Source organism: Pseudomonas vranovensis DSM 16006, from assembly GCF_000425805.1.
Lineage (GTDB): Bacteria > Pseudomonadota > Gammaproteobacteria > Pseudomonadales > Pseudomonadaceae > Aquipseudomonas > Aquipseudomonas vranovensis.
Window position 1 is genome coordinate 251,621 of sequence record NZ_AUED01000001.1, and the last position, 19,283, is coordinate 270,903.

22 protein-coding genes and 2 tRNA genes are annotated in these 19,283 nt (G+C 59.7%); 15 read left to right on the forward strand and 9 right to left on the reverse strand.

Annotation, left to right across the window (positions count from 1 at the left end; genetic code table 11):
* The first annotated feature begins 38 nt into the window (after positions 1-38).
* Genes H621_RS0101290 through H621_RS0101300 form a run of 3 tightly spaced genes read left to right on the forward strand, consistent with a single transcriptional unit; the run spans position 39 to position 1,383 of the window.
* Positions 39-254, forward strand: a complete 216-nt coding sequence (locus H621_RS0101290) for a hypothetical protein (RefSeq protein WP_028941634.1) — start codon at positions 39-41, stop codon at positions 252-254.
* Positions 254-874, forward strand: a complete 621-nt coding sequence (locus H621_RS0101295) for a glycoside hydrolase family 19 protein (protein WP_028941635.1) — start codon at positions 254-256, stop codon at positions 872-874. The genes H621_RS0101290 and H621_RS0101295 overlap by 1 nt, the downstream gene beginning before the upstream one ends.
* Positions 871-1,383 carry a lysis system i-spanin subunit Rz gene (locus tag H621_RS0101300; protein ID WP_028941636.1) on the forward strand — a complete coding sequence of 171 codons (513 nt, stop codon included), beginning with the start codon at positions 871-873 and terminating at the stop codon, positions 1,381-1,383. The genes H621_RS0101295 and H621_RS0101300 overlap by 4 nt, the downstream gene beginning before the upstream one ends.
* Before the next feature lie 87 nt (positions 1,384-1,470).
* Here the strand turns inward: H621_RS0101300 and H621_RS0101305 are convergent, their stop codons facing one another.
* Positions 1,471-2,526 (reverse strand): c-type cytochrome, encoded by a 1,056-nt coding sequence (locus H621_RS0101305; protein ID WP_028941637.1) that lies wholly within the window; start codon positions 2,524-2,526, stop codon positions 1,471-1,473.
* A 10-nt stretch (positions 2,527-2,536) separates the two neighbouring features.
* Complete coding sequence (locus tag H621_RS0101310; protein WP_028941638.1) at positions 2,537-3,139, reverse strand: c-type cytochrome; 603 nt, start codon at positions 3,137-3,139, stop codon at positions 2,537-2,539.
* 367 nt (positions 3,140-3,506) lie between these two features.
* Here H621_RS0101310 and H621_RS0101315 point away from each other — a divergent pair, with 367 nt between their 5' ends.
* The 4 genes from H621_RS0101315 to H621_RS0101330 all read left to right on the forward strand — a co-directional run bounded on the left by H621_RS0101315 (position 3,507) and on the right by H621_RS0101330 (position 8,292).
* Entirely contained in the window at positions 3,507-5,087 is a 1,581-nt protein-coding gene (locus H621_RS0101315) for an arylsulfatase (protein ID WP_028941639.1), read from the forward strand.
* Between the two features lie 136 nt (positions 5,088-5,223).
* Positions 5,224-5,751, forward strand: a complete 528-nt coding sequence (locus tag H621_RS0101320; protein WP_028941640.1) for a hypothetical protein — start codon at positions 5,224-5,226, stop codon at positions 5,749-5,751.
* Between the two features lie 305 nt (positions 5,752-6,056).
* Complete coding sequence (locus H621_RS0101325) at positions 6,057-7,247, forward strand: PAS domain-containing sensor histidine kinase (protein ID WP_028941641.1); 1,191 nt, start codon at positions 6,057-6,059, stop codon at positions 7,245-7,247.
* 583 nt (positions 7,248-7,830) lie between these two features.
* Complete coding sequence (locus H621_RS0101330; RefSeq protein ID WP_028941642.1) at positions 7,831-8,292, forward strand: anti-virulence regulator CigR family protein; 462 nt, start codon at positions 7,831-7,833, stop codon at positions 8,290-8,292.
* A 91-nt stretch (positions 8,293-8,383) separates the two neighbouring features.
* On the opposite strand, the gene H621_RS0101335 is transcribed toward H621_RS0101330, so the two are convergent.
* Positions 8,384-8,566 (reverse strand): hypothetical protein, encoded by a 183-nt coding sequence (locus H621_RS0101335; protein ID WP_028941643.1) that lies wholly within the window; start codon positions 8,564-8,566, stop codon positions 8,384-8,386.
* 99 nt (positions 8,567-8,665) lie between these two features.
* Positions 8,666-9,028 (reverse strand): hypothetical protein, encoded by a 363-nt coding sequence (locus H621_RS0101340; protein ID WP_028941644.1) that lies wholly within the window; start codon positions 9,026-9,028, stop codon positions 8,666-8,668.
* Positions 9,029-9,186: 158 nt separating this feature from the next.
* On the opposite strand from H621_RS0101340, the gene H621_RS0101345 reads away from it, so the two are divergent.
* Positions 9,187-10,008, forward strand: a complete 822-nt coding sequence (locus tag H621_RS0101345) for a shikimate 5-dehydrogenase (protein ID WP_028941645.1) — start codon at positions 9,187-9,189, stop codon at positions 10,006-10,008.
* A gap of 129 nt (positions 10,009-10,137) precedes the next feature.
* Here H621_RS0101345 and H621_RS0101350 read toward each other — a convergent pair whose 3' ends face one another.
* Positions 10,138-10,779 carry a YceH family protein gene (locus tag H621_RS0101350; RefSeq protein WP_028941646.1) on the reverse strand — a complete coding sequence of 214 codons (642 nt, stop codon included), beginning with the start codon at positions 10,777-10,779 and terminating at the stop codon, positions 10,138-10,140.
* Between the two features lie 96 nt (positions 10,780-10,875).
* Complete coding sequence (sstT, locus tag H621_RS0101355; RefSeq protein ID WP_028941647.1) at positions 10,876-12,087, reverse strand: serine/threonine transporter SstT; 1,212 nt, start codon at positions 12,085-12,087, stop codon at positions 10,876-10,878.
* Between the two features lie 217 nt (positions 12,088-12,304).
* Here sstT and H621_RS0101360 point away from each other — a divergent pair, with 217 nt between their 5' ends.
* A complete protein-coding gene (locus H621_RS0101360; protein ID WP_028941648.1) occupies positions 12,305-13,450 on the forward strand; it encodes an MFS transporter in 1,146 nt (381 codons plus the stop codon).
* On the opposite strand, the gene nhaR is transcribed toward H621_RS0101360, so the two are convergent.
* Positions 13,440-14,336, reverse strand: coding sequence for a transcriptional activator NhaR (gene nhaR / locus H621_RS0101365; RefSeq protein WP_028941649.1), 897 nt, complete (start codon positions 14,334-14,336; stop codon positions 13,440-13,442). The genes H621_RS0101360 and nhaR overlap by 11 nt on opposite strands.
* A gap of 136 nt (positions 14,337-14,472) precedes the next feature.
* Between nhaR and H621_RS0101370 the strand changes: the two genes are divergently transcribed.
* Both H621_RS0101370 and H621_RS0101375 read left to right on the forward strand, forming a co-directional pair.
* Positions 14,473-14,715, forward strand: coding sequence for a hypothetical protein (locus H621_RS0101370; RefSeq protein ID WP_028941650.1), 243 nt, complete (start codon positions 14,473-14,475; stop codon positions 14,713-14,715).
* Between the two features lie 31 nt (positions 14,716-14,746).
* Positions 14,747-15,496: a TerC family protein gene (locus H621_RS0101375; RefSeq protein WP_028941651.1), complete on the forward strand. Its 750-nt coding sequence runs from the start codon at positions 14,747-14,749 to the stop codon at positions 15,494-15,496.
* An 84-nt stretch (positions 15,497-15,580) separates the two neighbouring features.
* Here H621_RS0101375 and H621_RS28665 read toward each other — a convergent pair whose 3' ends face one another.
* Positions 15,581-15,757: a hypothetical protein gene (locus H621_RS28665; RefSeq protein WP_167332081.1), complete on the reverse strand. Its 177-nt coding sequence runs from the start codon at positions 15,755-15,757 to the stop codon at positions 15,581-15,583.
* Positions 15,758-15,918: 161 nt separating this feature from the next.
* Here H621_RS28665 and H621_RS0101385 point away from each other — a divergent pair, with 161 nt between their 5' ends.
* A complete protein-coding gene (locus H621_RS0101385; protein WP_028941652.1) occupies positions 15,919-16,659 on the forward strand; it encodes a PA2778 family cysteine peptidase in 741 nt (246 codons plus the stop codon).
* Between the two features lie 21 nt (positions 16,660-16,680).
* Here H621_RS0101385 and H621_RS0101390 read toward each other — a convergent pair whose 3' ends face one another.
* Positions 16,681-17,964: an NAD(P)/FAD-dependent oxidoreductase gene (locus tag H621_RS0101390; protein ID WP_028941653.1), complete on the reverse strand. Its 1,284-nt coding sequence runs from the start codon at positions 17,962-17,964 to the stop codon at positions 16,681-16,683.
* A gap of 187 nt (positions 17,965-18,151) precedes the next feature.
* Here H621_RS0101390 and H621_RS0101395 point away from each other — a divergent pair.
* From H621_RS0101395 to H621_RS0101405, 3 genes are all read left to right on the forward strand, one after another.
* A tRNA-Val gene (locus H621_RS0101395) sits at positions 18,152-18,228 on the forward strand.
* Positions 18,229-18,385: 157 nt separating this feature from the next.
* Positions 18,386-18,462: transfer RNA gene (locus H621_RS0101400), tRNA-Val, on the forward strand.
* A 209-nt stretch (positions 18,463-18,671) separates the two neighbouring features.
* Complete coding sequence (locus H621_RS0101405) at positions 18,672-19,241, forward strand: SPOR domain-containing protein (RefSeq protein ID WP_028941654.1); 570 nt, start codon at positions 18,672-18,674, stop codon at positions 19,239-19,241.
* The last annotated feature ends 42 nt before the right edge of the window (positions 19,242-19,283 follow it).

Here is a 19,283-nt window from a genome sequence, read left to right on the forward strand (position 1 = left end):
CCGCCATCGAGCGGGTTCATTTTTGCCTGGAGAACCCCATGCCTTACATCGTCATCAACACCAGCAACCACTACGACCCCGCGAACCAGATCCACCACGCCACCGAGGAAGCCGCCGACCAGGCAGCGCGCGATCTGCTGTCCTCCCAACCAGCGGCAATCGTGCATACGGCCAAAGTACTCAAGCGCTACACCGCCGAAGTGACTGTGACCGTCGATGAGCCTGAGTCGGTCGAGCCGATGGAGGAAGCCTGATGCCCATTACCGAGCAGCAGTTGCTGCAGATCCTCCCCAATGCCCGCCCAGTAGCGGGCATTTTTTTGCCTTCAATAAACCGAGCCATGGCCCGCTTCAAGATCGACAGCCGGGTTCGCCAGGCGGCGTTCCTGGCCCAGATCGGTCATGAGTCGGGCCACCTGCGCAACCTGGTGGAGAACCTGAACTACAGCGCCGAGGCTCTCATGCGTACCTGGACGACCCGGTTCAATGCTGCCCTGGCCAAGGAATATGCCCGGCAACCGGAGCGCATCGCCAATGTCGTGTACAACGCGCGCATGGGCAACATCCACCCGGGTGACGGCTGGCGCTTCCGTGGGCGTGGCCTGCTGCAGGTCACCGGTCGGGCGAACTATGCCGCTGCCGGCGTTGGCCTGGGCCTGCCACTGGAAGACCTGCCGGAACTGCTCGAGCAGCCGGAGCATGCCGCCATGTCCGCCGCCTGGTGGTGGGCGAAGCACGGGCTTAGCGAGCTGGCCGACGCTGGCCGCTTCCAGGACATTGGCAGCGTCATCAACACCGGAAAGCCAGGCCGGGTTCCGCACGGTGCAGATGAGCGCAAGGCGCTGTATGACTGTGCCTTGAAGGTGCTGGCATGACTGCGCGTGGCTGGTCAGCCCTGGCGGTAGCAGCGCTTCTAGTGGCCATTGCTTGTTTTGCCACATGGAAAGTGCAGGACTGGCGATATAGCGCGCAGCTGGCTGATCAAGCGGAGGCTTACCAGTGCGAGCGCGAGGCCGGAGCTTTGGCTGTTATCGATTGGCAGGAGGTCGAGAGGGGCAAGCGCCAAGCCCTGGAGGATCGCCTTCGGGCCAATGACCAAATCCACTATAAGGAATTGACCAATGCCCAAAATGACCAAGCTCGCCTACGCGATCGCCTCGCTACTTCTGATCTCCGGCTGTCAGTCCTACTCGCCGCTCCAGCCCCGGGTATTGCCTGTGGGGTGCCAGCCACCCCCGGCCCCGGCGGCGTGGTTCATGGAGCCGCGCGAGGCGAACTTGACCCAGCGGCTGCTCAAAGAATTGTCGCCATCACCGATGCCGGCGACCAAGGATTAACTGCATTGCAGGCTTGCCAAGCGTACGTGCGATTAATCACGCAATGACGAAGCCCAACGGGAGGTTACAGTCTATCTGCTAAATACCTCTTTTCGAATCAAAGCTGCTCTTCGTGGAGGTCAGCTATCCAGCCGTTAGGGCTGAATCCCGGCAGGAAATGCCTGACTTCCCAACAGCTCACCCTCTACACTCTTGCCGTAATAGCCTTGGTCCGATCCATGAAATTCTTTGGCAGTGTTGCTCAGGTCACCGTCGAAGCGGGGATCTTGAGGACGCTCACGGCTATTCATGAAGGCTGCTACATCCCATGCCTGCTGCACACTAAGCTGCACACCTTTGCCCAGGGGCATGTTCTCGAAGATGAAGGTGGCGGCAGTATTGACCCGATGCATTCCAGCGCCCCAATTGTAGGACTGCGGGCCCCAGAGTGCAGGGAGCACTGGTACGCCGGCCATTTCCCGTCCTTGGCCTTGATCACCATGGCATACTGCGCAATGTTGGCTGTAGACCTGTTGCCCACGTGACGGCGAAGCGGCCTGGGGAGGCTCGGCCAGGGTAGCGAAAGCCCGCCCCGGCATGTGCTCGCGCCCAGCCATCTTGACGCGTCCTGCCAGAGGCCCGGGCAGGCTGAAGGTTTCATCTTTGCCGCCCAGTTGCAGCTGTTGATCGTTGAGTTCGGGCACTGGTTTGTCCTGCATGCCAAACATATCCAGTAAACCGCCCATCAGGAGCCAATAAGAATAGGCGGACATGGCCACCAACTCGGGCGAGTCAATGGCGGGTGCTTTCCCATTCATCGAGTAGTTAAAGCAACCCTGAATGCGCTCAGCAAAGTTGTTCACCCGATTATCTTTTTTGCGAAAGGCGGGGTAGGCCAGATAGGCAGCCCACATGGGCGCGGCATAGGCTTTGGTACCCGCATCGAGATGACAGTTAGTGCAATTGAGGGTGTTGCCGACATAGCGGCCTTTGAGCTGCTGGGTATTGACGAACAGTTCATAGCCCTTGCGCACTTTGTCACCAAAAGCACCGTTGGGAATGCGGGACAGGTCCCGTGGCGTGAAGTAGTGCATGTCTGCCGCTTTGGGCTGGGTAGCAATTTCTTCTTGCATGTCCGGATATGCCGCCAGGGCCAGATTGGGGAGTGCGCACCAGAGCAACATCGCCCGCCAGCATTTGTTGAGTCTCATGCCTGGTTCCTCACCGAATAGTCGCCAGATAACTGGTTAGCTCCTGAATGTCTTTTGCATTCAACCTTTTGGCGATAATGCCCATCATGTTGTCGGGATCACCTTTCCGCTCGCCCTTCTGCCAAGCCAGTAACTGCGAACTTAGGTAGTCCGCCTGTTGGCCGGCCAGTCGCGGGAAGGGGCCTCCGCCCACTGCCGCCGGACCGTGGCAGCTGTAGCAAGCCGGGAGGTCACGTGATGAGTCGCCCTGGTAATAGAGCTGTTCGGCGGGCGACGTAGCTAGGCGCTCGCCTCGCAGTTGCAATTGTGGTGGTTTCCCCTGGGCAGCGAAGTAGGTGGCTACCGGCTTACGCAGTTGTGGGTCGGTATAGGCTTGTGCCATAGGTGTCATCAGCACATTGTGGCGTTGCCCGGAAATGAAATGGTCGATCTGGGTGTTGATGTATGACTCGGACAGCCCAGCGAGCATTGGTCCCTGGGCTGTGCCCTCGCCACGCTCGCCATGACAGGCTACGCAGGGTTGAGCCTCCCTAGGTAAATCTTGCGCATAAACGGCGCTTGAAAGCCCTGCAATCAGCACCACCAGCGCGGCGTCATTTTTCACAGAACCCATCAAGCACCCCCTGTTCATCAGCTTGCGCAAGAATGCCTTTAGCATAGGTGAGGATTCGTGCGTGGATCACTGCTTCAAGAAATTCACGAAGTTTGCGGCTTTACAGAGACTAGCAGCATAGGGATGGGTTTAGAGATAACTACAGGGCAGATCTTGCTTCGTAGTGGGTCGAAGCCACGCAAAGCCCAGTAACTCAGACGATAAAGCATTGAATATATTAAGAACCTTATATTGGAGTAGGGCTTCTACAAGGCAAAAAAGCGCGAGTGATCTATTGTGAAGCAGGTTACTCCTGAGTTACAGCCTGGGCATTGTGATGGCGTGGGTTACCCGAAACGAGACCCAAAACCTATAGGGAGTTGTAGATATGACTCACTCGAGCAAATGGCTACCTACATTTGCCTTGTTGGCAGCGTCGCTTGTATCAGCGTCAACGATGGCTGCAGATAAGCCAAATATCCTCGTTATTTTCGGTGATGACATTGGTCAGACCAATATCAGCGCCTATGCGCTGGGCGTGGTCGGCTACAAGACCCCGAACATCGACCGAATCGCCAAGGAAGGCATGATGTTCACCGATTACTACGCGGAGAACAGTTGCACTGCAGGGCGCTCCTCGTTCATCACCGGCCAGACGGTACTGCGTACTGGCCTGTCAAAAGTGGGCTTGCCCGGCGCGACCGTCGGCCTGCAAAAGCGCGACATCACCATCGCCCAGGCACTCAAGTCGATGGGCTACGCCACCGGGCAGTTCGGCAAGAACCACCTGGGCGACCGCGACGAGTACTTGCCGACCGCCCACGGTTTCGACGAGTTCTTCGGCAACCTTTATCACCTCAATGCCGAGGAAGAGCCGGAACGTGAAAACTGGCCCAAAAACGAACCGGAGTTCACCAAAGCCTTCACTCCGCGTGGCGTGATCCACAGCTTCGCCGATGGCAAGATCGAAGACACCGGCGCGCTGAACACCAAGCGCATGGAAACCATCGACGACGAAACCACAGCAGCGGCGCAAGCATTCATCGAGAAGCAGGTCAAGGCCGACAAGCCGTTCTTCGTCTGGATGAACACCACCCGCATGCACTTGTTCACCCACGTGCGTGACTCGATGAAGGGCCAGAGCGGAATGTCTGGCAACGAGTACGCAGACGGCATGCTTGAGCACGACGGAGACGTCGGCAAACTGCTCAAGACCCTGGACGACCTGAAGATCGCCGACAACACCATTGTCGTCTACACCACCGACAACGGCCCGAACCAGTTCTCCTGGCCGGATGCGGCGACCACGCCGTTCCGCAACGAGAAGAACTCCAACTGGGAAGGCGCCTACCGCGTACCGGCCATGGTTCGCTGGCCAGGCAAGATCAAACCGGGCGAAATCTCCAACGAGATGTTCTCGGGCCTGGACTGGTTCCCAACGCTGTTGGCGGCCGCTGGCGATGCCGATGTGAAAAACAAGCTGCTCAAGGGTTGGGCGCCGGTCTCTGGCGGCACCAACTTCAAAGTACACCTGGACGGCTACAACCAACTGCCATACCTGACCGGTCAGCAGCCTAAAGGCGAGCGCAAGGAGTTCTACTACTTCAACGACGACGGCGTGCTGGTTTCCATGCGTTACGACAACTGGAAGGCCGTGTTCTGCGAACAGCGCGCACCGGGCGGTTTCAAGGTGTGGAGCGAGCCCTTCGTGTGCCTCCGTGTACCTAAGGTATTCAATCTCCGTATGGACCCGTTTGAGCGTGCGGACGTGGTCTCTGACCAGTACTACGATTGGGCTACGAAGAATGTTTACCTGACCGAATTGGCCGTGATGAAGTCCGCTGCATTCCTGCAAACCTTCGTCGAGTACCCTCCAAGCCAGCGTCCGGCAAGTTTCAGCATCGACCAGATCCGCGCTGATGTGGATGCGAAGATTGAAGAGAAAATGAAGTCCCAATCGAAGCAGTAAACGACTATCGAGAACAATACTTGTTCTTTCGATTGCTACAAAAAACCTCTTCTCTCGATGCAGTAACTCGGGAGAAGGGGCATCAACTCGAAATTTAAGGACACGAAGCTCAGCTTCACAGTATCTGGGGGGCAAAATGAAATCGGTGCTGGCCACAATCAAACATGAAGCACTCAAGGCACTTCCGCCGACCATTTTCTTTTTCATTATCCTGCACATCGTGGCCGCCATACGCGCACTCATGATCAAGAGTACCGGCGTTTCCCTGCCAGTTTCGGCGTCGATCCTGATCGCTTCCTTGGTGCTTGGGAAGTCAGTACTGGTAGCAGACATGCTGCCCTTCATCAATCGTTTTCCCGAAAAACCACTGATATGGAACGTCACCTGGAAAACACTGATGTACGCCCTGGTCGCGCTGGTGGTGCATTACCTGGAGCGGCTTTACGAATACTGGAAAGAGGCACCCAGTGTCATGGATGCGAACGCCATGCTTTGGACATCCATGAATTGGCCGCAATTCTGGGCGGTGCAGATTCTGTTGGTTACGCTGATTTTCATGTACTGCGTTATGTCGGAACTGACCCGGGCTTTGGGGAAAGAGCGCCTGAAGAGGATGTTCCTGGGGCCACTTCCTTCAGCGCATGAACAACCCCTAAATTCGTAGTGGTCTTAATTGGCTGCATTTGGCGGAAAGGTGACGATCTTGGCGCTGGCTCCATCAGCGACTCAGCCTCAAGTCGCAAACGCTCCACCTCCTCGGTGCCGTCAGAGAATCCCTGTGGTACCGGCGCATTGCGTCCATCCCCAGCTACTCAAAGGTTCGCCGGCGGCGATCTTCTCGGCCAAGTCCTTCATGCTCGACTCCCTAATCCTTGGTTGACTGCTACCCGCTTCGACCTTCAATTTGGTTGTCTATAATTCATCTGGTTCACCCCCTCAGGCTTCAATCCCTAGCCACTGGGAAAGAAAATGACCTCAGAGTATGAGTTGCCCTTAGGCTCCGACTCGCTGTTTGATGATGCTGACTCCGGGCTGCTTCTGGCAGCAGAGGACGGGCGGATCGAACGGGTCAATCTCACTTTCTGCCGCTGGATTGGTTTCAGTCGAGAGGAGCTGCTGGGAAGCTCAATTCAGAGCTTAATGACTCTTGAGTCCAAGACCTTCCATCAGGTGTACTGGGGGCCGCTCATGCAGATCCAGGGCTCAGTAGCCAACGTGAAATTCGACCTTGTCCATCGAAGTGGGCACTCGATAGCGATGATGTTGAGCGCCATAAGTTGTGAGCATTCGAATGGCATATTTCATGAACTTACCCTGTTTAAAGCCGAGGATCGGCGAAGGTATGAACGTGGACTAGTGAGCGCTCGAATGCTTGCTGAGGGGCATTTGGCCAAGAGCCTCAAGGCCCAGCGAGCCGAGCAAATCACACAAGGAAAGCTGCGTACGATCTATGCCGCTGCCGAAGATCGGGCGCTCTTCGCTGAACAGATGATCGGAATCGTCAGCCACGACTTACGCAATCCACTTTCGGCAATAAGAATGGCGGCCGAAATTCTTTCGCGTCGTGATCCAGATGCTAGAAGCATCCAGATGTTGGGCCATATCAGCCATTCAGTCGAACGCGCTCAGCGGCTTGTGGCCGACCTGTTGGACTTCACTCTTGTCCAAGTAGGGCGAGGGATCATTGTGACCTGTGCTCCGCTGAACTTCCACGAGGTGGTTGCCGACTGCCTTGAGGAGATTCGACTTTCGTTCCCCAAGAGCAGCCTGGTGCATCTGCGTAGCGGTCAGGGAGAGTTCTCAGCCGACAGCGACAGGCTGTACCAACTGGTGGGCAATCTTGCAGCCAACGCTATCGCTTATGGCGAAGAGGGTTCGACCGTCACTGTTTCTACTCGCATTGAGGACGAGGCAGTGACAATTTCCGTGCACAACGTCGGTACACCGATACCTGCCGGGCTACTGGAAAATCTGTTCGAGCCGATGATTCGCGGCAGTCATGACAATGCAGAGCTGCGTAGCGTGGGGCTCGGACTGTATATCGTTCGCGAAATTGTAAGAGCTCACAATGGTGAGATTACGGTCAGCTCAACTGCGGAGTTGGGAACCACTTTTATTGCAATTTTCCCTCGGCTAGAGGCTAAAACCCTGGGAGGGTAGACTGCCTTTGGATCGGTGGCAGGAGTGGAGGATGCAGTTGGCAGAACGCCGGAGAAGGGATGTGTGACAGGATTGTGCTACACACCTGAGCTGATGTGACACAGAGCGGGACATTTTGAACGGTCTCGACGATTGCGGGCGTCGTAACCTGTTGATTTAACTGGCCTATTGTTGGCCGGTCATGATTTAGGTTCCAGCGTGCCTTCGGTAGTTAGATCAAGGCTCGCTCCGGAACGGCGGCCCCAGCATCTGCAATATCGGAGGTGCGCCCGGCTTGTACCAATTTTTGTACCAATAGCTGTGTTTTGGCGTGTTTGAGTGCGTAGGGCAGAGGGACGAAACCCCCGTGTTTGCTGGGTTTCTCCACTCTGCCACGCGCAGCCAAACGCAAAAAACATCTCTGGAGTATGGCCGAGTTGCTGTCGATTGCCCTGTATCTGCTGGGGCAAATATGAAAAAGACTTAATCCCGTACCCGTTCTTTGGGCACGAAGGGTGCGTCTTCAGTGGCGTGCAGGATGAACTTTCCAGGCGGGCGTCGTCTACATTGCAGAGGGTATTTCCCCCTTTACGAGAGTACGGATATGTTCAGATCCAAGACATTCATCGCAGCGCTGACCAGCCTGGCGTTGGCCGCAACTTCTGTGGGTGCGCTGGCCGATCCGGGCAATGGTCAAGGCAACGGCAAGGGCAATTCACAGAAATCTCATAACCCTGGCAACCAGGGCGGCGCGGGGAAATCCAAGGGCTCGGATCACGGCGATTGGAGCTATGGGCCCAGCATCAATCGTGGTGATGTGTTCAACATTCTGACGGACTACCACGACTATTGGAGCCCGGGTTCGGCGCTGCCTCCAGGAATCCAGAAGAACCTGGCCAGAGGAAAGCCACTGCCCCCCGGCATTGCTAAAAAACTGGACGGCAGGCTATTGGGCAGGCTTCCGCACTACGATGGCTATGAATGGCAGCAGGCTGGCACGGACCTGATCCTGGTGGCAATTGCCACCGGCATCATTTACGAAGTGCTCACGGGGGCCCTGGATTGAGTCTCCCGGAGATGTCGCGTGCATAAAAAGCCCCGCCAACTGGCGGGGCAAGGGGCTGTGCGGAGCAACGCACGATAAAAGTGCCTGGGCCTCAGGCGCGCATGCCGGGGTACTGCAGGCGACTGGCAAGGGCCTGGGCATCGGTCAGGGAGGTCAGCGGGCCGGACACCGCCTCACCTTCGCGGACCAAGTACCAGCAGGCCAGCAGGCCCAGCTCCCTTAGCGAGGCAGGGACGGCGCTGCCGATGACGGACATGATGCTGATAGGGGCCATGGGTGTTCTCCTGCGATTCATGGGCCTACCTTACGTCGTGAAGTGAGCCGGTTGAAATCAACCGGCTCGATAGTGTTCATCACTGTCATCGACCCGGCCTTACCAGCGCGGCGGTCCGTAGTAGACCGGCGGCGGGCCGTAGTAGCGTTCGCGGTAATAGGGTGGCGGCGGCGGTGCATAGCGCTCGACCACCGGGTACGGTTGGTAGTACACCGGCGGGGGAACCTGGTAATACACCGGTGGTGGGCTGTAGTAGACCGGCTGGCGCTCAATGTAGACCGTGCGGTCGCGCCCGCCATAGAGCGTCGAACCAACCACGGCGCCGACCACCGCCGCGCCAATCAGCGGGGCTGGGCCGTACCAGCCACGACCTCCACCGCCACCCCCACCATGGGCGGCGACCTGCGCGCTGGCAGCCAGGGCGCCGACCAGCAGGGCGATTGACGGCAGATGACGGTTCATCGCGAATTCCTCACAGAGCCACCCACGTGGGGATACCTCTATAAGACTGCGGGAACCGAGCGTTGCACAGTGCGTCTGAGTAAAGGTTTTGTAAGCGCCGATCAACGGTAGACGCGAGCGCTGTGCATAATGCCGACTCGAACGCAAAGGAGTTTCAAATGGCCCACGTTCCCGGTAAAGACACCGTGTTGTGCATCTCCCTGGCCGGTCGCCCCGGCAGTTTCGGGGTGCGTTTTCACAACCACTTGTATGAGCAACTGGGCCTGGATTTCTATTACAAGGCCATGACCACCCAGGACTTGCCCGCGGCGGTGAGTGGCATTCGCGCGCTGGGGATTCGTGGATGTGGCGTGTCGATGCCGTACAAGGAAGCCTGTATGGCCCTGGTCGATGAGATCGACCCTTCGGCCGCGGCGATCGACTCGATCAATACCATTGTCAACGACGGTGGAAGGCTCAAGGCCTACAACACCGACTACCTGGCCGTGCGCCAGTTGCTTGAATTGCACCGGGTCGATCCGAACATGGCGTTTGCCTTGCGCGGCAGTGGCGGCATGGCCAAGGCGGTGGCCAGCGCCTTGCGGGATGCCGGCTTTACCCAGGGTACTATCGTGGCCCGCAATGAACAGGCGGGACGGCAGTTGGCGGATAGCTGTGGCTATCGCTGGCAGGCAGACCTGGGAGACCTGTGCCCGCCGATGCTGGTGAATGTCACGCCCATTGGCATGGCTGGCGGGGTGGAGGCCGAGCATCTTGCGTTCAGCCTCGAGGCGATTGCGGCGGCGCAGCTGGTGTTCGATGTGGTGGCGATGCCGGCGCGCACACCGTTTATTATCGAGGCTGAACGCCAGGGAAGGGCAGTGATCACTGGGCTTGAGGTGATTGCCTTGCAGGCGCTGGAGCAGTTTGTGCTGTACACCGGGGTCAGGCCGACGCCGGAACAGGTGAAGCTGGCAGTGGCGTTTGCCAGGTTGGGTTGAAACCACGGCCGCTTCGCAGCCGATCGCAGGCTGGCGCCAGCGGCTACACGGACATGGCCTGCACGCTGTAGCCGCTGCCGAGGAACGAGGCTGCGATCGACTGCGCAGCGGTCGTCAGGCAGACGCCAGTTATTCCAGCTGGGCCAGGCGTTCTTCCAGGGCGGCAATACGTGCTTCCAGGGCCTCGATACGCTCCAGCGACACTGCACCGCCACTGCGTTCCGGTCCTTGTTGGCGCGCTGCCAGAATCGCTTCGATCTCGGCCGGATCACCCAGGGCGTGGGTGTAGCGATCTTCCCGTTGCCCGGCCTGGCGCGGCAGGTGCAAGGCAAAGCCGCGGGCGATCAGTCGCTCCAGCTGGTGTACCACCTGCTCGGCGTCCTCGAATTCATGCATGCGACTGCTGCGGGTCAGCAGTTCGTTCACCGTCTGCGGGCCGCGCAAAAACATCAGGCCCAGCAGGGTGACCTGGGCGGGTACCAGCTCCAGGGCCTTGTCTACACGATGTTCCCAGCGGTCGGCACGGCTGCCCATCTGCAAACGGGTCAACCCCTGGCCCTCAAGGGCGCGCAGGGCCTGGCCGACCTGGCCCTGGCTCAGGTTCGTCACCGGTTCGCGGCTGGTCTTCTGGTTGCAGGCCAGCACCAGGGCGTTCAAAGTCAGGGGGTAGGTTTCGGGGCTGGTGGCCTGTTTCTCGATCAGCGAGCCGAGGACGCGGATCTCGGTGCTGTTGAAACGGGCTTCGGAAGGGGATTCGTTTTCGTCGGACATGACCCTGTCTCTTTGCGAAGTAAGGCCTCTAGCCTAGGTGCGCGACAGGGTAAAACACAAGCAGCCGGTGCAGGACGCACCGGCTGCGGGTCAGGCTCAGGCAGTGTGACGGTCGTTGGCCATGCAGGCCGCCGCGGTGAACAGTACGTCGGTGGAGGAGTTCAGCGCGGTTTCCGCCGAATCCTGCAGCACACCGATTATGAAGCCCACGGCCACCACTTGCATGGCGATTTCACTGGGAATGCCGAACAGGCTGCACGCCAGCGGAATCAGCAGCAGCGAACCACCAGCCACGCCCGAAGCACCACAGGCGCACACGGCTGCAACGACGCTGAGCAAGATGGCGGTGGGGATGTCGACGGCAATGCCGAGGGTGTGTACCGCTGCCAGGGTGAGGACGGTGATGGTCGTGGCAGCGCCGGCCATGTTGATGGTTGCGCCCAGCGGGATCGACACCGAGTAGGTGTCTTCGTGCAGGCCGAGTTTTTCGCTCAGGGCCAGGTTGACCGGAATGTTGGCGGCGGAGCTGCGGGTAAAGAAGGCGGTGATGCCGCTTTCACGCAGGCACAGCAGCACCAGCGGGTAGGGGTTGCGGCGGATCTTCCAGAACACGATCAGTGGGTTGACCACCAGCGCCACGAACAGCATGCAGCCGATCAGCACGGCCAACAGGTGCAGGTAGCCGAGCAGGGCGTTCAGGCCCGCTTGGGCCAGGGTCGATGAGACCAGGCCGAAAATACCCAGCGGCGCGAAGCGGATCACCACACGCACGATCAGGGTCACACCATTGGACAGGTCTTCGACTACGGTGCGGGTGGTTTGCCCAGCGTGACGTATCGCCACGCCTAGGCCGATTGCCCAGGCCAGGATACCGATGAAGTTGGCGTTCATCAGGGCGTTGACCGGGTTGTCGACCACGCTCAGCAGCAGGCGCTGCAGCACGTCGGCGATACCGCCAGGAGCACTGAGGGCAACGTCCGAGGTGCTCAGCGTCAGGTTCGACGGGAAGGCCATGCTGGCGATGACGGCGACCACGGCCGCGGCGAACGTGCCGAGCAGGTACAGCACCAGGATCGGGCGAATGTGGGTTTCGGTGCCGTGCTTATGGTTGGCGATGGAGGCCATGACCAGGATGAACACCAGGATGGGTGCAACAGCCTTCAGGGCAGAGACAAATACCTTGCCGACGAAGCCCAGGGTCAGGGCGACTTCGGGGTCATACAGGGCCAGGGCGATACCGGCCACCAGGCCGATCATGATCTGTACCACCAGACTGGTACGGCTCAACAGCTTTAGAACGGGTGTCATGTCGGGTGTTTCTCGGTCTTGTAAGAGGGCTCCAAGCCCGTCGCGACGCCGAAAATGCAGGGGCGCCAGGCGTTCAGGGCCGTGAAAGGGGCGCGACTTTAGCACAGCAGCCACTTTTGGTGACGGCCCTGTGTCAGACGGTCGCGCGGCGGGTGTAGTATGCGCGCCCCCTCGAAACGGCCGCGGGCCGTGGATGTTTAGAACTTCTGGAGTGTAGATGTTACTGCCGATTCTGTTGCTGGCTGCCGCAGGCTTCACCGTGTTGACCACTGAGTTCGTGATTGTCGGCCTGTTGCCGGGCATTGCGCGGGACCTGGCTGTGAGCATTCCCCAGGCCGGCCTGCTGGTCACGCTGTTTGCGTTTACCGTGGCCTGCTTCGGGCCGTTCCTCACGGCCTGGTGCGCGCGCCTTGAGCGCAAGCGCCTGTTTGTCGGCATTTTGCTGTTGTTCGCCGGTTGCAATGCCTTGGCAGCACTGGCGCCCAACATCTATGTGATGGGCCTGGCGCGGTTGCTGCCAGCGCTGGGCTTGCCGGTGTTCTGGTCGCTGGCCAGTGAAACGGCAGTGGATATTGTCGGCCCGGCCTATGCCGGCCGGGCCATCGCGAAAATCAGTTTTGGCGTCGTGTGTGCCACGGTATTCGGTATTCCAGTCGGTACTTTGATAGGCGACGCCCTGGGCTGGCGCGCGGCATTTGCCCTGCTTGCGGTACTGGCCCTGGCCAAGGCGCTGCTGCTGCACTTCTATTTGCCGCGCACCCCACGGCATAACCAGGTCACTTCGTTGCGTGGTCAGTTCGGATTGCTGCGCAGTGGTCTGCTGCAAGGGCATGTGCTGCTCTCGGTGCTGGTGTTCAGCGGCATGTTTACCGCCTACACCTACCTGGCCGACATTCTCGAACGCCTGGCGGGCTTCGACGGGGCGCGGGTCGGTTGGTACTTGATGGGCTTCGGTGCCGTGGGCCTGATTGGCAACAGCCTGGGCGGCCGCGCTGTGGATCGCCACCCCTTGCTGGCGTCGGCAGGCTTTTGCGCGGTGATGCTTGTGGGTTTGATTGCCCTGGTGCCGAGCATTCATTCCACTTACGGCCTGATCGTGGCGCTGGCGATTTGGGGGGCTGCGCAGGCGGCGTTGTTCCTGGTCAGCCATGTGCGGGTGATCAAGTCTGCGCCGCAGGCACCGGCCTTTGCCGCTTCGCTGAATATCGCCGGGGCCAACCTGGGTATCGGCCTGGGGGCCGTGATGGGTGGCCGGGTGATCGACAGCCTGGGTCTGGCCAGTCTCGGTTATTCCGCCGCCTTGCTGATTGGCCTGTCGGTGCTGCTGGCGTTGGGCCTGGCGCGGGTGCGCACTACCAGTTGAACAGCTGGCGCCGGGCGCCTTCGGTGATGGCGATGATGCCGGGGTGCTTGACCTTGCGCTCTACCGAGATGGCGTAGAACGACTCGATCACGGCGTCAGTCTGGCCGATCAGTTCGACGCCGTACTGATTGCACACCTCATCGGCAATCACGCTGGGGCCGATGAAAATCCCACTGCCGGATTGGCCGAAGGCCTGCATCAAGGCGCTGTCATCGAACTCGCCGACAATTCTGGGCTGCAGTTGTTGTTCGGCGAACCAGCGCAGCAGGCGGCTGCGCACCACGGTTTCCTGGCCGGGAATCAGTAACGGTGCGTTCTGCAGGCAGGCCGGAAAGTCCTCGCCGAGGCTGGCGGCCAGGCTAGGGGTGGCAAAAAAACTGATGCCGCATTCGCCCAGTTTCTGGCTGTAGCCCTTGATGTCCAGATGGCTGGGCATGGGGCTGTCGGAAATTACCAGGTCCAGGCGCTGGATCGCCAGGTCCGCCAGCAGGCGTTCGAGTTTGTCTTCGCGGCAGCTCAGGCGCAGGGCGTCTTCCATGTCCATGGTCGGTGCCAGCAGGCGGTAGACGATCGACTTGGGCACCACATCGGCCACCCCGACCCGGAACAGGATCTGTTGCTCATCCGGGCGTGCCCGTAGCATGGCCTCAAGCTCACCGCCAATCTGGAACATTTGCTCGGCGTAGGTCAGGGTCTGGCGGCCGCTTTCGGTCAGTTCCAGTTGCCGGCCGACCCGGCGAAACAGCTCGATGCCGTAGGTTTGCTCCAGCAGGCTGATCTGCCCGCTGATGGTCTGGGGCGTCAGGTTCAGTTGCTCGCCGGCGCGCACGATGCTGCCGGTGCGAGCGACCACCCAGAAGTAGTGCAGCTGTCGATAATTGAGCATGCCGAGTCCGGATTCGTAAAAACCGAAGTATAACTGCCGAAAATACGAATTTTCCTGATGTATCCAGATATTTAGAATCCCCAGCCATCACGGTGCTGCTGACTGGGCACTGATTCATTTGCACGGAGATCCACAGATGCTTCACTTCAAATCCATCGGTACACCCCTGGTGTTGCTGCTGGCCCTGTTGGCCATGAGCGGTTGCGAGCAGGCGGAAAAGTCCGCCCAGCAGATGCTCAACCAGGCAGCGGAGTCGGCCAAGGAGGCCATCGATAAAACCAACGACGCGGCCCAGCAGGCCCTGAGTGAAGCCACGGGCTCCCAGGGTGGCGACAAGGCCGGCAAATCCGAGCGCGATGACAGCGCTCAAGAAATCTGACCCACCCCTTACCTCGATTCAGGATTGATTCATGGAATACTTGTTGGAACTCGCTGCAAGCCCGACCGCCTGGGTAGCCCTGGCCACCCTGGTGGCCATGGAGATCGTGCTGGGCATCGATAACCTGATTTTCATCTCTATCCTGACCAACAAGCTGCCGGTGGAATTTCGTTCCAAGGCGCGACGCATCGGTATCAGCATGGCGCTGATCATGCGCCTGGGCCTGCTGAGCACCGTGGCCTGGATCGTCCAGCTGACCGAACCCGTGGTCGATGTGTTCGGGCATACCTTCTCCTGGAAGGACATGATCCTGATCGCCGGTGGCCTGTTCCTGTTGTGGAAAGCGACCAAGGAGATCCACGAGAGCGTCGATCCACGCGCCCAGGCTGAAGCCAAGGCGTCCTCGACCATCACCCTGGGCTTTGCCGCTGCCATCGGTCAGATCCTGATCCTGGATATCGTCTTCTCGATCGACAGCATCATTACCGCCGTGGGCATGACCGAGCACCTGCCGATCATGATCATTGCTGTGATCAGTGCCGTGATCGTGATGCTGGTAGCGGCTGACCCGCTGGCCAAGTTCATCAACGACAACCCGACCGTGGTGATGCTGGCCCTGGGCTTCCTGATCATGATCGGCATGACCCTGATCGCCGAGGGCTTCGGCGCCCACGTACCGAAAGGCTATGTGTATGCGGCGATGGCGTTCTCGACGGCGATCGAGGTGCTGAACATCATGTCGCGTCGGGCACGGTTGAAGCGTGAGGCGACTGAAAGCTGATAACCGGTTGATAAGCGTGAATCGCGGGGCAAGCCCGCTCCCACACAGCGTGGGAGCGGGCTTGCCCCGCGATGCTTTCAGGGATCAATGCGCATCGGCATGCCGGCGACTGCGCCGGGCAGGTACAGGCTCGTTGCTCTTTTTCGGCAAGGTAGGGTGTGGGTGATGACGGCGGGCAATCCGCAGGACGCCCCATAGCATGGCGGCGGCGACGCTCAACCAGGCGCCGACCAGCATCAGGATTGCCATTGTCAGGCTCATGTATGCCTCCTCAGGTCCCTGGCCAGCCCTTGATGCTGGTCGCGCGGACACCCCTGTAGTCTAGCCGAAGGCATGTTGCAGGCCATTGACCGATGGTCTAGCCCCTTGGGTTACTTTGTTCTAAGCCCCCACCGGGCTATACCCGCACCGCCTGCCAGCCTATGATCGCAACCCAGGGCCGGGCGCTGTCTGCCGGGCATCAGCACAAGCGAATGTTCATGCTGCCACTGTCTTTCTCATGTTCCTCCCCGCGTCGCCTGTTGGCGGCCTGTGCGCTGGCTGTTGCGCTGGTGGGGTGTGCCAGCCAGCCACCGGCCCCGATCAAGGACGGTCTGGCGCAGCGCGTCGAAATCGGTTCGGTGCCGTTCTACCGCGGCAATGCCAATCAGAGCGCGCCAATGGCGCTGGCGGCCATGCTGTCGCAACAGGGGGTGCGTATTACGCCAGGTTTGCTTGAGCAGCAGTTGGGCCTGCCTCAGGGCGTGGATAAACTGCAGGACTCGATGCAGAACGTTGCCCGTCAATACGGCATGGTGGTTTACCCGCTGGAGCCGAAACTCAACGCTTTGCTGGCGCAGGTGTCGGCCGGCAATCCGGTGCTGCTGCGTTATTCCGAAGGCTCGACGTTCTGGGCGCAGCCACGCTATGCCTTGATGGTCGGTTACGACCGCTACAAGCAGCGTGTACTGCTGCGCTCCGGTAATCACAGGCGCATGCTGATGGACTTCGATGATTTCACGTCGGCGTGGAGCGAGGAGGGGGGGTGGGCGGTACTGGTGCAGCAGCCAGGCCAATTGCCGGCCCAGGTAGATCGTAATCGTTGGCTCAAGGCGGCCAATGACCTGGCCCAGGCGGGCCAGGAACAAGCGGCCCGGCAGGCCGTCAGCGCCCTGGGGCAGTGACGGCGCAAGCCGGGTTCTGGCTTAGAAGCCCAGGCGGTCGCGCAGGCTGTAGTACCAGGCGCCGAGGGCACTGAACGGTACGCGCAGCATCTGGCCACCCGGGAACGGGTAGTGCGGCAGCTCGGCAAAGGCGTCGAATCGCTCGGCCTGGCCACGCAGGGCTTCAGCCAGCACCTTGCCCGCCAGGTGGGTGTAGGTGACGCCGTGGCCACTGCAACCCTGGGAGTAGTAGATGTTGTCGCCCAGGCGGCCCACTTGCGGCAGGCGCGACAGGGTCAGCAGGAAGTTACCGGTCCAGGCGTAGTCGATCTTCACGTCCTTGAGCTGTGGGAAGGCCTTGAGCATCTTCGGACGGATGATCGCTTCGATGTTGGCCGGGTCGCGCGCACCGTAGACCACACCGCCGCCGAAGATCAGGCGCTTGTCGCCGGTCAGGCGGTAGTAGTCGAGCAGGTAGTTGCAGTCTTCGACGCAGTAGTCTTGTGGCAGCAGCTGACGTGCGAGGTCTTCGCCCAGTGGCTCGGTGGTGATGACCTGGGTGCCGCACGGCATGGACTTGGCGGCCAGCTCCGGCACCAGGTTGCCGAGGTAGGCATTACCGGCAACGATGATGAACTTGGCGCGCACTTTACCTTGCGGGGTATGGACGACAGGGTTGGCGCCACGCTCGATGCGCACGGCCGGGGACTGCTCGTAGATCTTGCCGCCCAGCGACTCGACCGCGGCAGCTTCGCCCAGGGCCAGGTTCAGCGGGTGGATATGACCGCCACTCATGTCGAGCATGCCGCCCAGGTACTGGTCGCAATCGACCACTTCACGGATACGCTTCTGGTCCATCAGTTCCAGCTGGGTGTGGCCGAAACGTTCCCACAGGCGTTTTTGCGATTCCAGGTGGCCCATCTGCTTGGCGGTCAGGGCTGCGAACACACCGCCGTCCTTAAGGTCGCACTGGATGTTGTACTTGGCCACGCGCTCACGAATGATACGGCCGCCTTCAAAGGCCATATGGCCGAGCAGTTGCGCCTGCTTGGGGCCGACGGTGCGCTCGATCACGTCGATGTCACGGCTATAACTGTTGACGATCTGGCCGCCGTTGCGGCCCGACGCGCCGAAACCAACCTTGGCAGCTTCCAGCACGGTTACACTAAAGCCCGCTTCCAGCAGGAACAGTGCGCTGGACAGACCGGTGTAGCCGGCGCCGATCACGCAGACGTCGGTCTGGACCTCTTCCTGCAACGCCGGGCGCGGCGGTACCGGATTGGCCGATGCGGCGTAGTAGGATTGAGGGTAGGGGGTATTGGCCATGCTGCGAAACCTCTGTTTTATATTTTTTACGACTGTACCGATGCTATCAATAATAATAAACACCCGCTAGTCGTGTGTTGAAAATCCTTTACTGGGGGTTTTCATAAATATTTTTAAGATTCAGTGGCTTAGCGTGAAAAAAAGAGTTGACACTGTCAGCCGATTCCGTAGAATGCCGCCCCACAGCAGGCACATAGCTCAGTTGGTTAGAGCACCACCTTGACATGGTGGGGGTCGTTGGTTCGAGTCCAATTGTGCCTACCAAATCAAATCCGCCCCTGCTGGCGGTACCAGGAAGGCGATCCGCAAGGGTCGCCTTTTTTGTTTTGGGCGGGTTTGCTCGAAAGACTAAAGCTGCTGATTTTTTTATGAAATTTCGCTTTACGACAGGTACATACCTGCGTATTATGCGCCCCACAGCAGGCACATAGCTCAGTTGGTTAGAGCACCACCTTGACATGGTGGGGGTCGTTGGTTCGAGTCCAATTGTGCCTACCAAATCTCGACAAAAAGGGCGATCCGAAAGGATCGCCCTTTTTGCATTCCGGTTTCCTGAATGCGGTAGCCGCTGCCGCCAGGCTGCGATCAACTGTGCAACTGCCGCCGATGCAAGTATTGCGGTCGCTTCGCGCCCGATCGCAGCCCGACCGCAGCGGCTACGCCCCATAAATGCTAGAATCCGCCGCTTGTATTCAGGAGATAGACGCGTGCGCAAAGTGGCGATGGTAATGGCAGTTCTGGCGCTGGCCGGCTGTGAAAACGAAATCGAAGGTGTTCACAAGCAGATTGCCGAACAGCTGCCAAACCCCAAGACAGCCAAGTTCGCCAACGTACGGACCGACACTCAGGGTGATATCTGTGGCCAGGTGCGTACCAAGGACGATACCGGCACCTTCCTGCCATACCGCAGCTACGTGGCAATCAAGGGAACCGACGGCTACGAGATTCTCCTCGCCGACAAGGGTAGCAACCTGCGTATTCGCGAAATCTGCGGCGGTGCCGATCTGCAGCGCCGCGCCGACGCCCTGGCTGACCAGCCCGCCCCTGAAGGCTGGGATGTCGAGATTGTCCAGGGCCCGAACATGGGCGCCCTGAGCGACATGACCGCACGCCTGATCGAGAAGCAGATTCCGTCTTCGGTCGCCTATCGCGACGGTAAGCCGGTGGTGCTGCTTGGCCCGTTCGCGACCAAAGCCGAGGCCGAATCGCGGCAAGACGATGTGATGGCGCGCCTGGGGACTGACTCGGTGATCATCCAGCACGGTGCGACGCGCTAGCCAGCATCTTTCCCGGCCCCGTACACTCACGGCTCAACGCAA

What these genes read in the sequence shown, in the direction of transcription:
- H621_RS0101390 (WP_028941653.1), bottom strand. Translation starts at nt 17,964, where the DNA reads ATGGCCAATACCCCCTACCCTCAATCCTACTACGCCGCATCGGCCAAT.
- H621_RS0101320 (WP_028941640.1), top strand. Translation starts at nt 5,224, where the DNA reads ATGAAATCGGTGCTGGCCACAATCAAACATGAAGCACTCAAGGCACTT.
- H621_RS0101345 (WP_028941645.1), top strand. Translation starts at nt 9,187, where the DNA reads ATGGCCCACGTTCCCGGTAAAGACACCGTGTTGTGCATCTCCCTGGCC.
- H621_RS0101305 (WP_028941637.1), bottom strand. Translation starts at nt 2,526, where the DNA reads ATGAGACTCAACAAATGCTGGCGGGCGATGTTGCTCTGGTGCGCACTC.
- H621_RS0101360 (WP_028941648.1), top strand. Translation starts at nt 12,305, where the DNA reads ATGTTACTGCCGATTCTGTTGCTGGCTGCCGCAGGCTTCACCGTGTTG.
- H621_RS0101290 (WP_028941634.1), top strand. Translation starts at nt 39, where the DNA reads ATGCCTTACATCGTCATCAACACCAGCAACCACTACGACCCCGCGAAC.
- H621_RS0101375 (WP_028941651.1), top strand. Translation starts at nt 14,747, where the DNA reads ATGGAATACTTGTTGGAACTCGCTGCAAGCCCGACCGCCTGGGTAGCC.
- H621_RS0101310 (WP_028941638.1), bottom strand. Translation starts at nt 3,139, where the DNA reads ATGGGTTCTGTGAAAAATGACGCCGCGCTGGTGGTGCTGATTGCAGGG.
- H621_RS0101295 (WP_028941635.1), top strand. Translation starts at nt 254, where the DNA reads ATGCCCATTACCGAGCAGCAGTTGCTGCAGATCCTCCCCAATGCCCGC.
- H621_RS0101385 (WP_028941652.1), top strand. Translation starts at nt 15,919, where the DNA reads ATGATCGCAACCCAGGGCCGGGCGCTGTCTGCCGGGCATCAGCACAAG.
- H621_RS0101370 (WP_028941650.1), top strand. Translation starts at nt 14,473, where the DNA reads ATGCTTCACTTCAAATCCATCGGTACACCCCTGGTGTTGCTGCTGGCC.
- nhaR (WP_028941649.1), bottom strand. Translation starts at nt 14,336, where the DNA reads ATGCTCAATTATCGACAGCTGCACTACTTCTGGGTGGTCGCTCGCACC.
- H621_RS0101330 (WP_028941642.1), top strand. Translation starts at nt 7,831, where the DNA reads ATGTTCAGATCCAAGACATTCATCGCAGCGCTGACCAGCCTGGCGTTG.
- H621_RS0101325 (WP_028941641.1), top strand. Translation starts at nt 6,057, where the DNA reads ATGACCTCAGAGTATGAGTTGCCCTTAGGCTCCGACTCGCTGTTTGAT.
- H621_RS0101340 (WP_028941644.1), bottom strand. Translation starts at nt 9,028, where the DNA reads ATGAACCGTCATCTGCCGTCAATCGCCCTGCTGGTCGGCGCCCTGGCT.
- H621_RS0101335 (WP_028941643.1), bottom strand. Translation starts at nt 8,566, where the DNA reads ATGGCCCCTATCAGCATCATGTCCGTCATCGGCAGCGCCGTCCCTGCC.
- H621_RS28665 (WP_167332081.1), bottom strand. Translation starts at nt 15,757, where the DNA reads ATGAGCCTGACAATGGCAATCCTGATGCTGGTCGGCGCCTGGTTGAGC.
- H621_RS0101350 (WP_028941646.1), bottom strand. Translation starts at nt 10,779, where the DNA reads ATGTCCGACGAAAACGAATCCCCTTCCGAAGCCCGTTTCAACAGCACC.
- H621_RS0101300 (WP_028941636.1), top strand. Translation starts at nt 871, where the DNA reads ATGACTGCGCGTGGCTGGTCAGCCCTGGCGGTAGCAGCGCTTCTAGTG.
- H621_RS0101315 (WP_028941639.1), top strand. Translation starts at nt 3,507, where the DNA reads ATGACTCACTCGAGCAAATGGCTACCTACATTTGCCTTGTTGGCAGCG.
- sstT (WP_028941647.1), bottom strand. Translation starts at nt 12,087, where the DNA reads ATGACACCCGTTCTAAAGCTGTTGAGCCGTACCAGTCTGGTGGTACAG.